14 protein-coding genes are annotated in these 16,883 nt (G+C 34.3%); 9 read left to right on the top strand and 5 right to left on the bottom strand.

All coding sequences use genetic code 11. From position 1 onward, the window contains the following. Positions 1-123: 123 nt before the first annotated feature. From HOG88_RS02675 to lgt, 5 genes are all read left to right on the top strand, one after another. Positions 124-1,833 carry an ABC transporter transmembrane domain-containing protein gene (locus HOG88_RS02675; RefSeq protein WP_295002867.1) on the top strand — a complete coding sequence of 570 codons (1,710 nt, stop codon included), beginning with the start codon at positions 124-126 and terminating at the stop codon, positions 1,831-1,833. A gap of 98 nt (positions 1,834-1,931) precedes the next feature. Further along, on the top strand, positions 1,932-2,540 hold the full coding sequence (locus HOG88_RS02670) for a pirin family protein (RefSeq protein ID WP_295002865.1): 609 nt from the start codon (positions 1,932-1,934) through the stop codon (positions 2,538-2,540). An 85-nt stretch (positions 2,541-2,625) separates the two neighbouring features. Next, entirely contained in the window at positions 2,626-3,459 is an 834-nt protein-coding gene (locus HOG88_RS02665) for an ADP-ribosylglycohydrolase family protein (RefSeq protein WP_295002863.1), read from the top strand. Between the two features lie 79 nt (positions 3,460-3,538). Beyond that, positions 3,539-4,822 (top strand): (Fe-S)-binding protein, encoded by a 1,284-nt coding sequence (locus HOG88_RS02660; RefSeq protein WP_295002861.1) that lies wholly within the window; start codon positions 3,539-3,541, stop codon positions 4,820-4,822. Then, on the top strand, positions 4,823-5,611 hold the full coding sequence (gene lgt / locus HOG88_RS02655) for a prolipoprotein diacylglyceryl transferase (protein WP_295002859.1): 789 nt from the start codon (positions 4,823-4,825) through the stop codon (positions 5,609-5,611). Between the two features lie 4 nt (positions 5,612-5,615). Here the strand turns inward: lgt and HOG88_RS02650 are convergent, their stop codons facing one another. Next, entirely contained in the window at positions 5,616-6,104 is a 489-nt protein-coding gene (locus tag HOG88_RS02650; protein ID WP_295002855.1) for a DUF2062 domain-containing protein, read from the bottom strand. Beyond that, positions 6,101-8,338, bottom strand: coding sequence for a GGDEF domain-containing phosphodiesterase (locus tag HOG88_RS02645; RefSeq protein WP_295002853.1), 2,238 nt, complete (start codon positions 8,336-8,338; stop codon positions 6,101-6,103). Before HOG88_RS02645 ends, HOG88_RS02650 begins: the two co-directional genes overlap by 4 nt. Positions 8,339-8,454: 116 nt before the next feature. Here HOG88_RS02645 and HOG88_RS02640 point away from each other — a divergent pair, with 116 nt between their 5' ends. After that, positions 8,455-9,744, top strand: coding sequence for a DEAD/DEAH box helicase (locus tag HOG88_RS02640; RefSeq protein ID WP_295002851.1), 1,290 nt, complete (start codon positions 8,455-8,457; stop codon positions 9,742-9,744). A 114-nt stretch (positions 9,745-9,858) separates the two neighbouring features. On the opposite strand, the gene HOG88_RS02635 is transcribed toward HOG88_RS02640, so the two are convergent. Then, a complete protein-coding gene (locus HOG88_RS02635) occupies positions 9,859-10,875 on the bottom strand; it encodes a 2-oxoacid:ferredoxin oxidoreductase subunit beta (protein ID WP_295002849.1) in 1,017 nt (338 codons plus the stop codon). Position 10,876: 1 nt separating this feature from the next. After that, complete coding sequence (locus HOG88_RS02630) at positions 10,877-12,724, bottom strand: 2-oxoacid:acceptor oxidoreductase subunit alpha (RefSeq protein WP_295002846.1); 1,848 nt, start codon at positions 12,722-12,724, stop codon at positions 10,877-10,879. A 241-nt stretch (positions 12,725-12,965) separates the two neighbouring features. Between HOG88_RS02630 and truC the strand changes: the two genes are divergently transcribed. From truC to HOG88_RS02615, 3 genes are read left to right on the top strand one after another with little or no spacing between them, the layout of a single operon-like run. Beyond that, positions 12,966-13,730, top strand: coding sequence for a tRNA pseudouridine(65) synthase TruC (truC, locus tag HOG88_RS02625; RefSeq protein ID WP_295002845.1), 765 nt, complete (start codon positions 12,966-12,968; stop codon positions 13,728-13,730). Between the two features lie 30 nt (positions 13,731-13,760). Continuing rightward, positions 13,761-16,319 carry an aminopeptidase N gene (pepN, locus tag HOG88_RS02620; RefSeq protein ID WP_295002843.1) on the top strand — a complete coding sequence of 853 codons (2,559 nt, stop codon included), beginning with the start codon at positions 13,761-13,763 and terminating at the stop codon, positions 16,317-16,319. Between the two features lie 8 nt (positions 16,320-16,327). Next, a complete protein-coding gene (locus tag HOG88_RS02615; RefSeq protein ID WP_295002841.1) occupies positions 16,328-16,573 on the top strand; it encodes a GIY-YIG nuclease family protein in 246 nt (81 codons plus the stop codon). Here the strand turns inward: HOG88_RS02615 and HOG88_RS02610 are convergent. Further along, on the bottom strand, positions 16,570-16,883 hold a 314-nt coding region (locus HOG88_RS02610), incomplete at its 5' end, for a putative metalloprotease CJM1_0395 family protein (RefSeq protein ID WP_295002839.1). The genes HOG88_RS02615 and HOG88_RS02610 overlap by 4 nt on opposite strands.

Below are 16,883 nucleotides of genomic sequence, written 5' to 3'. Positions count from 1 at the left end.
AATTGACATAGACTACCTAAAATAGCTTGTTATATGGATTAACTAGAGGTAAAGTTAATTGTAAAAATACATTTTTAATAGATTTTAGATAAAATTATAGAAAATAAATTAAAATTGGTAAATATGAAAAAGATTTTTAAACGCTATCTTCCCTACATAAAAGAGTATAAATTACAATATCTACTTGTTTTACTCGGGATACTTTTAACAGTATCTGCAACTACTGCAACAGCGCATATAATGAAACCTCTAATGGATGACCTTTTTATATCTAAAAAAGAGGAAATGCTTTATTATATTCCTTTGGGATTAGTAGGTATTTACTTTTTCAAAGCGATAGGGAGATATGTTCAGTCTGTATACATGAGCTATATAGGGCAACATATAGTTACAAGGTTCCGTGAACTTCTTTTAGAGAAGATAATAGGGCTTGATATGACTTTTTTATATCTTAATCGCAGTGGAGAATTAATTTCGAGAGTGACAAACGATATAAACAGAATTCAGTATTTTGTTTCAAGTATGCTTCCCGAACTGTTTCGTGAGTCTTTAACCGTAATTGCTTTAGTGGGTTATGTAATTTACCTCAATGCTACTCTCTCTTTTTATGCTTTGGTTGTAATGCCTTTAGTGATTTACCCATTGGTTCTCATTGCAAGAAAACTTAAAAAATATTCGCACCGTTCACAATCTAAAAATGCGGATGTTGTAACTCGACTTACTGAAGTCTTTAACAATAGCGAAATTATCAAAGCAAACGCAACGGAAAAATACGAACTGAAACGTTTTTCAAAGCAAAACTGGCAGTTTTTTAAGATAAATATGAAGTCTGTTTATGTAGGTGAGATAGTCTCTCCTTTTATGGAGATTATTGGAGCACTAGGACTAGCTGCTGTTATCTTTGTAGGTGGAAGGGAAGTGTACGATGGCAAAATGAGTGTGGGAGAATTCACTGCATTTTTAACAGCAGTAGGACTTGTCTTTCAACCTATCCGCCGTATCGGTTCTATCTACTCTAAAATTCAAGATGCAGTAGCTGCTAGTGAGAGAGTTTTTGAGATATTTGACACACAAAGTCGGACAGTAGATGGAAAAAAATCTTTAGACAATGATATTTCGAGTGTAGAATTTAATAATGTAACTCTTAAATATGAAGATGCATTTGCATTAAACAGTGTAAACCTCTCTATAAAAAAAGGTGAAAATATTGCACTAGTAGGAGATAGTGGAGGAGGTAAGTCTACTTTTATAAATATGCTCCTGCGTTTTTACGATCCTGATAGTGGTGTGGTTAGTGTAAATGGTGTAGATATTAAAGAGTTTGAACAAGTCTCTTTAAAGCATCACATCTCTCTTGTATCGCAAAGAATATATATATTTCAAGACACACTTGCGGCAAATGTTGCTTATGGACAAGATATAAATGAAGAAAAAGTTCATGAAGCTCTGCGTTTAGCAGATGCTAGTGCATTTGTAAGCTCATTAGCAGAGGGTATATATACTCAAATGGAAGAATTTGGAGCAAACCTCTCCGGTGGACAACGACAACGTGTAGCAATAGCTCGTGCTATTTATAAGCACTCTTCTCTCTTGCTTTTTGATGAAGCGACATCTGCTCTAGATAATGAGAGTGAGAAACGTATACAAGAAGCCTTACATATTTACACTAAAGATAAAATCACGATTACAATTGCTCATAGATTAAGTACAATTGAAGATGCGGACAAAATTCTTGTTCTGCAAAAGGGTGCTATTGTAGCGACTGGAACACATACCGAGTTACTAGAGAGTTCTATTGTGTATCAAAAACTAGCTGGAACATTTGAGAATTAAATCGTTAATTAAGTTAGCAAAAAGGATTTATCATAAAAATATTACATAGAGACTCTTTACAAAGAGGTGGATTCGCTGGACTTAAAGAACATCGTTTAGTGACGGATTCTTCTATATTTGGAGCTCATAAAGATAGTGGTGCTTGGGATGGACTGGGAAACTTTGTTTATCTTGCAGATGCTTCCTTTATGCCTCATGGACAAACAAATATGCATGACCATAGAGAAATAGATGTTATTTCTGTAATGATGAGTGGTCGAATACAGCATGCGGGTTCACTGGAAGATGGGCAGATGATGGAGTCACATCATGCTCAAGTTCAGAGGGCTGGTGGTGAAGGATTCTCACATAATGAGATAAATCCTGATGATACAGAAAATAGAATGATTCAGCTTTGGGTTAAACCTCAAGTAGCAAATCAAAAAGCAGACTACAAACTGTATGAACCAAAAGAGGGTATGACTCGTATATATGGTGGCTCATCTGAGCAAGATGAAACATTTGACAACAGCACTGTTATGGAAGTAGGTGTACTTCAAGCTGGTGCAGATATTGCACATGGTGGAAAATTTATGGCTTACATCACCAAAGGAGCAGGGCTTTTAAGTGGAGTAAGTGTCAAAGAAGGTGACCTGATTAGAGATAATAATTTAATGTTTATAGCAACAGAGGATAGTGAACTGATTTTAATTTATGAGAATGCTTAGAATTATTTTAAGTGAGAAAATGAAGTAATATTCCAACAATGAACTAAATTTCCTTAGCTACAATCTAATATATAAAGGATTAACCATGAATACAAATATTAAAAAGTCAATTCAAAGCAGTTTCGTTTGTGATACATATTCTCTTGGAGCTCATTGGGTTTATGATGATAAAGAACTTGCGAAGTTAGATATAAACTGGGAGACACTCAATACTCCACAATCTTTATGGCACAAAGGAAAGGAGTTGGGAGATTTCACACACTATGGAGACCAAACACTTTTTTTACTTGAGTTTATTACAAAAAATGGTAGTTTCAATAAAGAAGCTTATTATGACTTTTGGAAAGAAAAAATGTCTAAGTATGAAGGTTATATAGATGGTTCAAGTAGAGAGTCTATGGAAAATATCGGTGCATCTTCAGGTGATTTAAGTATTTGTGGAAGAATAGCTCCACTTCTTCTATGTAGTAAATCCGAAGAAGCGTTCCTGAAAAATGTAGCTGATTTTGTAAGCATAACTCATAACTCTGAGCTGGCATTAAATGCTAGTGATTTTTTTGCAAAAATACTTTGGATGTCACAGACAAATGATGATACTGTCACTTTAATAAACGAACTTAAGCCTAAGTATCCATTACTGAGTAAATGGATAGACGATGCAATTGTAAAAAAAGGCTCTAATAGCTTCGATACTATTAGAGATTTTGGTCCAGCTTGTGGCATAGATGGTGGATTTGCTTGTGTAATTTACTTGCTATTACAAAATAAAGACTTTAAAACATTAATGATAGAAAATGCTAAAGCTGGTGGTGATAGTTCAGCACGCGGAATGATTGTAGCCATGATACTAGGTATTAAAGAAGGAATAGATTTACCAGAGGAATGGATAAAAGGTATGAAAATGGGATTACATATTTAACTTAATTAGCTTTTTAACACTTTTTAGAGATAATCGCAATAAGTATTAGAATAGTTAAAAATTTAAAAACGGTACAAAAATGGAAAAAAATTTAGAAGATATTTTTAGTTTTGATGAAATTCAAGATGATTGTGTAAAGTGTGGAAAGTGTATACCAGTATGTACCATTCATATCGTAAATCCAGATGAGGTTACTTCTCCTCGTGGATTTATTGACCTTTTAGGTGCTTATAAACGTGGAAACCTGGAACTTGATAAGACAGCAAAAGATATATTTGAGACATGTTTTTTATGTACAAATTGTGTTGAGGTGTGTCCTAAAGATTTACCTACCGATATGATTATAGAACAAGTACGATCCGATATCGCGAAGAAATTTGGTATAGCTTGGTATAAAAGAGCCTTCTTTTTACTTCTTCGTCATCGTTGGTTAAATGACTTGGCATTTAAGCTCGGTTGGGTCTTTCAAACATGTGGATTTAAAATTAAAGCAGATACAAACTTAATGAGCTCGCGTTTTAATTTACCAATGCTAAAAACAGATAGAGTATTCCCTAGTTTGAAAAAAACATCATTTTTGAACGCTCATCCTGAAAACATAGACAATGGCTCTAAACGCAAGGTGGCTATATTTATAGGATGTTTAGCAAACTATAACTTTAGAGTTACTGGAGATTCATTGCTAGAGATACTAGAAGCTTTAGAAATAGATGTATTTTTAGCAAAGTCTCAAAAGTGCTGTTCTGCTCCTGCATATTTTACTGGAGATTTTGACACGGTTGATTCTAACGCGAAGTTTAACATTGAGTACTTTGAGAGTTTCGCTGAAGATGTAGAAGCTATTATCGTCCCTGAAGCTACTTGTTCGGCAATGCTCAAAATAGACTATGAACATTATTTTCATGACCAGCCAGAATGGAAAGCACGAGCTAAAGCAATTATGGCTAAGGTTTCTATGGCTACCGAGTGGTTGCAACACAACACTGAACTTGAAGCACTCTTAGCAACAAAAAAACAAGCTCCAGAAGTTGTTACTTACCATGATCCATGTCATGCAAAGAAGATGCAAGGTATTCATGCAGAACCTCGTAATCTTGTAAGTCAGAACTATAAAATAGTAGAAATGAGTGATTCTAATGCTTGTTGTGGTTTTGGTGGTGTAACAATGCAAACTGAGAAGTATCATTTTGCTAAAGCGGCCGGAGTTCCAAAAGCTGCAATGATAAAAAATACTGGTGCACAGATAGTAAGTGCTGAGTGTTCGGCTTGCCGTATGCAGATAAATAACTCTATGGGTCTTGCAGGAGTTCAAACTGTGTTTAAAAACCCTATTGAACTGATTGCTGATGCTTTGAGAGAATAGATGGAGCACTTTATCTGGAGTTTAGATCCTATTGCATTTTCTTTTGGTCCTTTGCGGGTCTTTTGGTATGGCATATTTTTTGCAATAGCCACTCTATCTGGATTGCAATATATGAAGTGGGTTTACTCTGTTGAGGGTAAAGATGAAGCTATGCTAGAGTCAATGTTTATTTATATAGTTATAGGTATCGTTATTGGGGCTAGACTTGGACACTGTCTTTTTTATGACCCAGCATATTATTTAGCTAACCCGATGAAGATTTTTGCTGTTTGGGAAGGTGGACTTGCTTCTCATGGTGGTGGCACAGGTGTTTTACTAGCATTATATTTTTATGTTAAAAAGTATAAGCTAAATTATCTTTGGATTTTGGATAGAGTAGCTATTCCTACCGCACTTTTTGGTTTCTTTGTTCGTCTTGGGAACTTTATGAACTCTGAGATTATAGGAACACCTTCTGATCTTCCATGGGCTATAGTTTTTACAAGAGTAGATGATTTATCAAGACATCCAGCACAGTTGTATGAGTCTCTTTCTTATCTTGGTATATTTATTATTCTCACACTTCTTTATAGGATAAAACTCCATGTGTTAAATAATGGTTTCATATTTGGTACATTTTTGATACTTATATTTTCAGTACGTTTTTTAGTAGAGTTTGTGAAAGTAAAACAAGCAGCTTACTCTAGCGAAATACTAATAAGTACAGGACAGATGTTAAGCCTTCCATTTTTACTTTTAGGCGCTGTTCTGATTTTTTTGAGTTTACGAAAAAGACAGAAAAAAAGCTAAAGAATTATCTGTGATGTCTATGCTTTTTTTTAGCATGATGAACTGATTTTCTCCAGAAGTGATTCACTCCCCAATATGCAATTAATGAACCAAAAACAGAGTATATCGAAGTACCTAGATATAGAGGGATGAAAATATTATCGATATTCTCACTGAACCATTCTAAAGTCATTTCAACTGGAGCAACTTCTGAACCAAGAAGATAGGCACCGGTTAAGTATTCCATATAGTACATTGGTGGCATTGTTAAAGGATTACTAAGCCAACACATAGCTAGAGCAATAGGGACATTAAAACGCAGTAGAGGCATAAAAAGTAAGACTGCTGCCATTTGCATAGGCATAGGAACAAATGCTATAAATATCCCAATTAAAACACCACGAGAAGTCATCTTTCTATTTGTAGCTAAAAACTCAGCTGGTATCTTCGACTTTTTTATAATAGCTTTTAGTTTTTCACTTTTAGAAGTTTTTTTTAGAGCTTTTCTAATCATAAAGTGGCTTTAGGTTTATCAAAGAAATAACCTTGGGATTTATCTACACCGAGTTCTATTAGTTTGTCATTTATCTCTTTTGTTTCAACAAACTCGCCAATAGTTTGAATATTCATCCCTTTTGCAAACGCGACAATAACTGAGGTAATGAGAGCTGAGCGTTTATCTTTAACAATCTTTTTAATGATGCTTCCATCAATTTTTATAAAATCTGCTTGGAGACGCATGAGATGTTCAAAATTCGAGTAACCTGTACCAAAGTCATCGATTGAGATCCTACAGCCATATGCTTTAATTTTAGTTATAAAGTTTTCTACTTCATCAAAATCTTTTATATCCTCACTCTCGACAATTTCAAATATAACTCTGTCTGAAATATTATATTCTTCTAAAATAGAGACAAGATAAGTGTAAAACTCTTGATCTAATATATCGTCGATAGTAAGATTGATAGAAAATTCATAATCATTATTTTTAAAGGCTTCAAAACTTTTTTTGACAACTATCTTAGAGAGATTTGTATAAAGTTTTGATTTTTTTGCTATTTCCAAGAAGTAGAAGGGTGTAACAACTTCTCCATCTTTTTTTATAAGTCTAATTAGTGTTTCATACTTCTTAGCCCCCTTTTGCATATTGTCAATAATAGGCTGAAAGTACATAGTTATTCTATCTTCTTTAATCGCTTCTTTTATCTCTTTTATCCATTTTAAATTATTTTTGTACTGATCACTTAATGAAAGTTGATCTGTATATATCATTACATTTTTTGAATATTTTCTTGCTGCAAGAAGTGCCATGTTCGCAGTAGAAAGAAGTAAATTATTTTCCCGTATTGATAATGCAAGTGTTAGACTAAGTGAAATGTCTTGTTCACCTATGACAATAGTATTAGAGTTGTTCTTCTCTAAAAGCTTTTTAGAATACTTTTGGATTATTTGAGGGTCTTTTTCTTTAGATAGTATAGCAAATTGGTCAGCAGCAAGTCGGTAAATTTTATAGACTACCTTATCATAAGTATGAATAGCTAGAAATTCAGTAAATCTAATGAGCACTTTATTTCCAAAATCTTCTCCATAGAGATGATTTATATGGCTAAAACTATCAATATCTATAAGAATAAGGGAAAATTTATTTTGACTTTCTAACTCTTTTAGTAAAGCATTTCTATTACTAAGAGAGGTAAGTGCATCAGTATATAGAAGCTTTTCTAATTCACCTTGATGTTCAATTAGTTCTGTTATGTTATGTCTAATAGCAATGAACTCTACAATCTCATTATCTTTATTTAGTATAGGTGAAATCGTCGTATCAATCCAGTAGTCAGAACCATCCTTCTTTCTGTTTCTAAGTGTACCATGCCAAGTTTTTTTAGATAAAATGGTTTGCCATAAGTCTTTAAAAACTTTAGTGCTTGTGTCAGGGTGTCTGTTAATATTGTGCTTAGAGCCTATAACTTCTGACGCGGAGTATCCTGTCATTTTATAAAAGTTGTCATTTGCAAAGGTAATTATCCCATCAAGGTCAGTTTTAGTAACAATCAGATTATTATCAATATTATTTTTATAGCTTTCTAAATAAGAGATAGTATTATGGAGGTTCTTAGTATTATTTACTAAAGCATCATCTTTTATACTAAGCTTAGTATTTGCATTTTTATCTGTTTTGTTGATGAAGTATTTTATAAGAAAGTAGAGAGCGGATAGAGCGACAGAGATATTTAAAATAAAAAAGACTCCAACCATTGTCTGTGAAAGTGGATTTGTTTGCAGTACTATCATTCTTTGATCAATTATCGCTGAAAATATTAAAAGAAATATGAAAGAGTAAAGCCAATATGATTGTTTTGAATCTTTCTCATGAATTAGAGAGATAACAGGTGCAAAAAAGGCCCACATAAAAATAAAACTACTCAAGGCTAAACCACCGAGTGACCATGTTAGTAAAAAAGGAAGTAATAAGATAAGGGTCATTTGACCTGTCTGCATCATAAAAAGATTTTTATTTTTGTGGAATATTATGAGTAAAATAATAGAACCAATAGTATATATCATAGGAATAAGTGCAGAGATAGGATGCTCTAACAGATAGAGAATAACTGCCCAAAAAAACCCTACAGGACCTATGATAAGTGAAACTACATTTATAGATATTTTTTTAAGCCGTGTGGATTCGTTGTCTATTGATGATGAACCAATAGAGAGAATTTTTTCAAGATATCGTTTTTCTAAGCCCATACAATTATGCTCCTATCTGTTTTTATAGCTTTTTTGTAGCTGTAGTTTTATTTATTATATCATATAGAAGTATATATATGGTAAAATTCCAAATAATAATATATAGGGTGAGAAAAATGTCATTTGAAAAACTAGGAATATTCAAGCCTTTACTTGAAGCGATAAAAATTATGGGCTATGAAACTCCAACACCAGTACAAATAAAAGCTATTCCTTTAGTCTTGGCAAAAAGTGATATTTTTGCAACAGCTCAGACTGGAACTGGAAAAACGGCTGCATTTGGTCTACCTCTGTTACAGAGACTTAGAAAAAAAGATGAGAGTAAAGGTGTGAGAGCGGTTATACTTTCTCCAACACGAGAACTCTCTATCCAAATATATGAAGATTTACAACATTATGCTAAAAACCTTCCTGTAAACATTATGATACTTGTTGGTGGCAAAGATTTAGAGACTCAAAAAACAAAACTTAAAGAGGGAGTGGAAGTGGTTATAGCCACTCCTGGTCGTCTTATGGAGTTATGTGAAAATGGTCTTTCATTAAAAGATGTAGAGATATTTGTACTTGATGAAGCAGATAGAATGTTGGATATGGGATTTACTAAAGATATTAAAACAATACATCCCTTACTTCCTAAGCGCCATCAATCACTTCTATTTTCTGCTACCTTTTCTGAAAAAGTTAGAAAACTCTCAAAGCTCATACTTAATAAACCGGCGTTTATTGAAACTGCAAAGAAAAACACTACGGTTGATACTATTAATCAAACAGCATATCTAGTAGATTCTGTGCGTAAGGCAGAACTTTTAGCTTATATTATAGGCTCTCGCAATTATCCACAAGTTTTAGTATTTACAAGAACAAAAGCAAGTGCGGATAAACTATTTATAGAGCTAAAAAAAGATGGCTTAAAATGTGGTGTACTTCATGGAGATAAGACAAAAGCAAATCGTCTTAAAACATTAACACAGTTCAAAGAGGGAGCTTTTAGGGTTTTAGTAGCGACTGACATAGCATCTCGTGGACTAGACATTGAGCATCTTCCGTATGTTATAAACTATGAATTACCTTCAGTTCCTGAAGACTACATACATCGTGTTGGTCGTACTGGAAGAGCTGGGCGTCAAGGTGAGGCTATCAGTCTCATAGACATCTATGAAAAGTATGAAATGAAAGATATAGAAAAGCTCATAGGTCTAAAAATACCTCAAGAAACGGTTGAAGGTTTTGAACCAGATCCAACTATACGAAGAAAAGATGTTAATGAAGTAAAACTCAAGGCTGAACATAAAAAAGCATCAGATAAAAAAGAGCGTCAATACTCTAAAAATACTTCGGGTATGCCAGAATCAAGAAAACAGATGAAAGTAACTAAGAAGAAGAGAAAAACTACAAAACGTGATTAGGCTGAAGGGATTTTTTACATTATAATGAATCCCTAAAAATACACCTTAACTGTTAGAAACTTGTTATGCTACATGGAAGTCATAAATATAGAAAATCCATGTAGAGTAATTATCCTATTTAATTTCCCATGTATCGCCAGAGTACAGTAGTTTATTAAAGTCCCCTTCTCCTTTTTTTGCTTTAACATGGGCGATTTGCTCAGTCACTTGGTCGTTATAAATGACATCTTTAACCTCATACAATACACCAAATAATTTAGGCATTTCTGGATCAGCATCCATGGACACAAGTAGAGAAGCTAACATTTCGTTTTTTTTGTCATGAACTAGGCAGTTTGCTTGAGTATACGTCTCTCCAAGTTCGACAATTTTTAAGCTCAGACCATCAAGGATAATTCCTTTTTTAAGTTCATTGCCAAAGATAATTGGCTCGCCATGAGTAAGTATAACGGAATGATCTCCTCGACTATTTTTATCGGTATACTCAGCATGACAGCCATCATTAAATATTAGGCAGTTTTGATACACTTCAACAAAAGATGTTCCTCTATGGTTTTCAGCTTCTAGCATTACCTGTTCCATATGCTTTGAGTCAGTGTCTAGGGTACGAGCTATAAATGTCGCACTAGCACCAAAAGCAAGTTTAGCAGGGCTAAAGGGCCTATCTAAAGAGCCGTAAGGTGTAGATTTTGTTACATGACCCTGTTTAGTTGTCGGAGAGTATTGTCCTTTTGTTAAACCATAAATTTCGTTGTTAAACAAAATGATATTCATATCAATATTTCTTCGTATCGCATGTATAAGATGATTACCACCAATAGATAAACCATCGCCATCACCAGTGATAACCCACACACTTAAATCAGGATTTGCTGTTTTAACGCCAGAGCCAATAGCAGTAGCCCTCCCGTGGATTGTATGGTATCCATATGTATCTAGGTAGTATGGAAATCTTGAAGAACAACCAATTCCTGAAATAAATACTATATCTTCTTTTTTTCTGCCAATCTTAGTCAAGGCAACTTGCATAGCCGAAAGAATTGCATAATCTCCACAACCCGGGCACCATTTTACTTCTTGATTACTGGAAAAGTCTTTTTTCTTATATTCCAAATCATTATTTTCAGTCATTTTAAGCCTCACTTAATGCATTAATAAAAGCTTCTTTAAGCTCTGAAATTTTGAAAGGCAAGCCTTCAACTTTATTGTATGCAATAGCATTACATCCAAATTTTGCATTAATGACATGTACCATTTGTCCCATATTTAATTCTGGAACAATGACCTTTTTAAAGTTTTTTATGACATTACCGACATTCTTTGGCATAGGATTTATATACTGTAAATGCATGAGAGAAACTTTTTTACCCTCTTTTTGGAGTCCTCTTACTGCCATCTCTATAGAGCCGTATGTACCGCCCCATGAGATAACAAGAAGATCACCACTTTCATCACCTTCTACTTCCTGTAAAGGTATGTTGTCAGCCACTTTATCTACTTTTTCTTGTCTTATTGTACACATTCTCTGATGATTGGCAGGGTCATAAGATATATTACCTGTATCAAAGTCTTTTTCTAGTCCGCCGACTCTGTGCTCAAGACCTGCCATACCCGGGATAGCCCAATCTCTAACAAGTGTTTGTGGGTCTCTCTTTATCCAACTCCAGTTATTTTTATCAACTTGCTCTGGATCAAGCATTTTATGATTTATTGTGGAGTAAAGAGCATCGACATCAGGGATTTTCCATGGTTCTGTCCCATTTGCTACATAACCATCACTTAGGAGCATGACTGGAGTCATATGCTCAAGTGCTAAACGACTAGCTTCATAAGCCATATGAAAACAGTCATTTGGTCTCGAAGCAGCTACTATAATGAGAGGAGAATCACCATTTCTTCCATAGAGGGCTTGGAAAAGATCTGATTGTTCTGTCTTAGTGGGAAGTCCAGTAGAAGGACCACCACGCTGAACATTAACTATAACCAGAGGCATTTCATAACTTATTGCTAGACCAATAGCCTCGCCTTTAAGTGCGATTCCTGGTCCAGAAGAAGTGGTGATAGCCAGTGAACCACTGACTCCCGCACCTATCGCCGTACAGATGGCAGCAATTTCATCTTCCGCTTGAAAGGTCTTAATTCCAAATTCTTTGTATTTTGATAGTTCATGTAGAATATCTGAGGCTGGAGTAATTGGATAACTTCCAAGAAACAATGGAAGTCCAGCAGCTTGTGAAGCTCTAATAAATCCCCATGCAGTAGAGGTGTTACCATTAACTTGTCTATATTTTCCAGGCTCAACTTTTGCACTAGATACTTTATAGGTAGAGACAACAGTTTCAATAGTATCAGCAAAGTGTGAACCAGCCTTCATCGCTGCTAGGTTAGCTTTTAGTAATGCTGGATTATCACTAAACTTCAAATTAATCCACTTTAATGTTGTCTCCATTTCTCTATGGTATAAAAAGTATGTCATTCCAAGTGCATAAAAGTTCTTACAACGTTTTTTACTTTTTGTATCTAAATCAATATCTTTTAGTGCTTCAAGTGTTTGAGAATCAATAGGTACTTTTATAAGTTGATAACCTTCAAGATCTCCATTTTCAAGAGGATTACTTTCATAACCAGCTTTTGCAATTTTACTATCACTAAATGCATCTGAGTTAAGAAGGATAGTTCCTCCTTTTTTAAGTTCTTTTAGATTGACTTTAAGTGCTGCGGGGTTAAAAGCGACAAGCATATCAGCTTCATCGCCAGGTGTAAATATCTCTTGCGACCCAAAATGAATCTGATACCCAGAGACACCTGCAACCGTTCCTTTAGGTGCTCTTATCTCCGCTGGGTAATCAGGGAAAGTTGCTATATCATTTCCCATCATTGCTGAAGTATTTGAAAACTGTGTCCCTGTAAGTTGCATTCCGTCCCCAGAGTCTCCTGAAAACCTTATAACTACACTTTCAATTTCTTTTAGATTTTCCATTATTCACCTCAATGAGTTTTTTATTATACTAGCTATAAGTTAATAAAATTTAAGATAACTATAACATATAATCTTATAATTTTAGACTTAATTAATAACATGAGTACTTAAAACACCTTGCTAATCCTTGCTTACAACTCAATGAAAAAAAAGGCTCCTACATTACTTATAATTGCTATACTACGAAGCATAACTCAAGAATTACTTGGGTTTAGGTAAGAAAGTTAAGCTAGAATGACTTATGCTTAAAGATTATGAAGATTATGAAGATTATGAGATAGAAATACTTTATCAAGATGAGTATCTTGTAGCTATAAATAAGCCAAGTGGACTTTTAGTTCACAAGTCAATGATAGACAAGCATGAAGTATACTTTGCAATGAAAATACTGAGTAAACAGATAAAAAAATGGGTATATCCCGTTCATCGTTTAGATAAACCCACTTCTGGTGTATTACTCTTTGCACTTGACTCTCATACTGCAAAACTTATGAGCGAGCAGTTTTCTTCACATACTATTCAAAAGACATATATCGCAGTTGGACGTGGATATATTGAAGATGAGGGTATTGTAGACCATGCTCTTAGTATAAAACTAGACAAAATTAGTGATAAAGACTGTTCAAAAGACAAAGAATCTCAAGTTGCAATAACTGCATTTAAATGCTTAGCTAGAGTAGAGTTAATTGCAAGTGTTGGTCGTTATGACACAGTAAGGTACTCCCTCATACAACTTAAACCCAAAACTGGTAGAAAACATCAACTCCGTCGTCATATGAAGCATATAAATCATCATCTTTTGGGTGATACAAAGTATGGAAGAGGGGAGCATAATATATTTGTAAGAGAAAAGTACAATATACATAGGCTATTGCTTCATGCATCTTGTTTAGAGATAAAACATCCATACACAAATGAGTATATAAGTTTTAAAGCAAAATTTGATGAGACATTTAAGATGATGTTTAACTCCTTTGGATGGAATGAGGATATAATAATAGAATAAAAAATAATTCTATAAAGTGTGGGACAATTGATGAGTGAAATGAAAGCTATATATTTAAAAGATTATGATAAACCTTTGTTTAGTATAAAGAGTGTTAATTTAACATTTGAACTCTTTGAAGAAGAGACTTTAGTGACTAATGTCATGAAAATGACTAAAGAAGAAACAAGTGAAAATAATTTAAGACTAGATACTAAAGAGTTAGAGCTAGTAGAAGTGTATATAAATAATCTGCAAATTGGTGAGAGTCGTTACATAGTTGTTGAAGATAGTTTGACTATTCTAAATGTTCCTAATGAGTTTACTCTTAAAATAATCAATAGAATCTATCCACAAAAAAACACAGAACTTGAAGGGCTTTATAAGTCTGGTCCCATCTTTTGTACACAAAATGAACCGGAAGGTTTTCGTAGTATAACTCCATACCTTGACCGTCCTGATGTTATGAGCGTTTTTACGACTACTGTCGTGGCAGATAAAGAAAAATACCCAGTACTTTTAAGTAATGGAAATAAGGCACAATACACAGAGGGTTCTGATAAAAGCCATAGTAGAACTTGGGTAGATCCACATAAAAAACCATCGTACCTTTTTGCTCTTGTTGCAGGAGACCTTGGAAGTATAAATGATGAGTTTATAACTGCGAGTGGAGAAAAGATAGAGTTAAACATTTACTGTGACAAAGGAAATGAGTCTAAATGTTTTCATGCAATGGAGTCCCTTAAGCAGTCAATGACTTGGGATGAAGAAAAATATGGAAGAGAATACGACTTAGAAATTTTCAACATTGTTGCCGTCGATAGTTTTAACATGGGTGCTATGGAGAATAAGGGTTTAAATATCTTTAACTCCGCCTATGTTTTAGCAGATACAGATACCGCAAGTGATGCTAACTTTATGGGAATTCAGTCTGTTATCGCTCATGAGTATTTTCATAACTGGACGGGAAATCGTATAACATGTCGTGACTGGTTTCAACTCACTCTCAAAGAGGGTTTAACAGTATTTAGAGATCAGTGCTTCTCAGCTGACTTAAACTCTAGTGAAGTACAACGCATAGAAGATGTAAAATCTCTTCGTGAACGTCAATTTGTAGAAGATGCTTCACCAACAGCTCATCCTATCCAACCAAAATCTTATATATCTATGAATAACTTTTACACGGCAACCGTTTATGAAAAAGGTGCTGAGATTATAAGAATGATACATACACTTTTAGGTGAAAAGACATATAGAAAAGCAACGGATTTATACTTCGAGACCTTTGACGGACAAGCTGTAACTACTGATGACTTTTTATGGGCTATGAGCACTGCCTCAGGAATTGATTTGACTGTGTTTAAAGCTTGGTACCATCAAAGTGGGACTCCAAGGTTACAAGTAGCTGAAAATTTCTCTGATGGCATTTATAGCCTCAAGTTGACACAAATTGTTCCAAACGCAGTAGGTGGTGTAAAGCAAGAGGCTTACTTTTACCCTTTAAGCATAGGACTACTTAACCAAGATGGTACACAAGAACTAGAAAAAATGTTACTTGTAAGTAAAGAAAATGAAGTCTTCACTTTTAAAGGTTTGAAAAATAAACCAACTTTATCTATTAACAGAGGGTTTAGTGCTCCCATCATCATAGAACAAGAAACAAAAGATTTTTCTTTTTTAATGAAGCACGACAGTGATAGTTTTGTGAAGCATGAAGCAGCACAAAGCTTTGCTATAGAAACACTAGAAGAAATGATGCAAGGAAAAGATATAAACCCTGAGTTTACTGATGCTTATGGTCACTTACTTGAATCTGAGGTAGAGTTGTCTTATAAGGCACTCCTTTTAGAACTTCCTTCAGTCTCAACTTTAATGCAGCGTCAAGATGAGGTGGATTTTGAGCCAATATATAAGGCTAAAGAGAGACTTTGTAAACATTTAGCACAGAAGTATGAAGTAAAACTTTTAGAGCTGTATACAGAGTTACATGAACCAAAATCAACACAGATTGATAGTCTTAGTATGTCAAAGCGTTCTTTGAAAAATCGTGTTTTACATATACTCTCAGCACTTGATAATGAAGTGATCTCAGAGATGGCAAAGGCACAATACGAAGAGTCTATAAGTATGTCAGATAGAGTTGTAGCACTAGATATTTTAGAAAACACTCATCCTGAGTTGTCTGAGCCTGCGTTTAAAGATTTTTATATGAAGTATAAAGAGCAAACATTAGTTATGAATAAGTACTTTTCATTACTTTCAGCATCAGAGAGAAAGGGTACTATAGATCGAGTAATGGCTCTACAAAATGATCCTGTGTATGATGAGAAAGTGCCAAATTTAGTGCGTTCACTTATTGGTGTATTTGCAAGAAACTATAAACACTTTCATGCTAAAGATGGACATGGTTATGCTTTCGTAGCTTCGAAGATTATAGTTATCGATGAGATAAACCCTCAAATGGCCTCAGGACTTTGTGGGGCATTTAAAATTTATAATAAAATGAATCCTATTAATAAAAATCTTATGAAAAAAGAGTTAGAAAAGATTATGGCAGTTAAAGATTTATCTAAAAACTCATTTGAAATTATTAGTAAAATTTTAGCCTAAACATTTAAATGTCAAAGTACTATGTTTATATACTAAGGTGTAGTGATGACACTTTATACACCGGAATCACTACAGATATAAAACGCAGGATTGATGAGCATAGCAACTCAGAAAAAGGTGCAAAATATACGAAACAAAGAAGACCTGTAAATCTAGTTTATAGTGAAGAGTCTTTAAACAGAAGTACTGCTTCTAAACGCGAGTATGAGATAAAAAAGATGTCGCGTTTAAAAAAGTTAGAGTTAATTTCTTAGGCTGAAATACTAAAAGGTTTGGATTTTTGTTCTTCATCTTGAGCTAAGGATGCATAGGTTTCTTTCCCTAAGCTCTCTTCTGCTGTTTCTTTTGCTAGTTGTTGCATGGCCTTCATTTCCATAACTCTAGCACTTGAAGCTACTGCAAAATCTTGTGGGGATGGACTACCCGCGGCCATTGCCGAAGCCATAACTTGTCTCGCGTTTGTTATGGCTTCTTCTGGAGTTGATGCAGCTGGAGTAGAGATGGAAACTTCACCACCAATGGCATACATCTTTCCATCTGGACCTTGTTGGTAAGTATAAGATG

This window comes from Sulfurimonas sp. (assembly GCF_018698455.1).
Lineage (GTDB): Bacteria > Campylobacterota > Campylobacteria > Campylobacterales > Sulfurimonadaceae > Sulfurimonas.
This window is presented reverse-complemented; position numbering and strand designations above follow the sequence as displayed.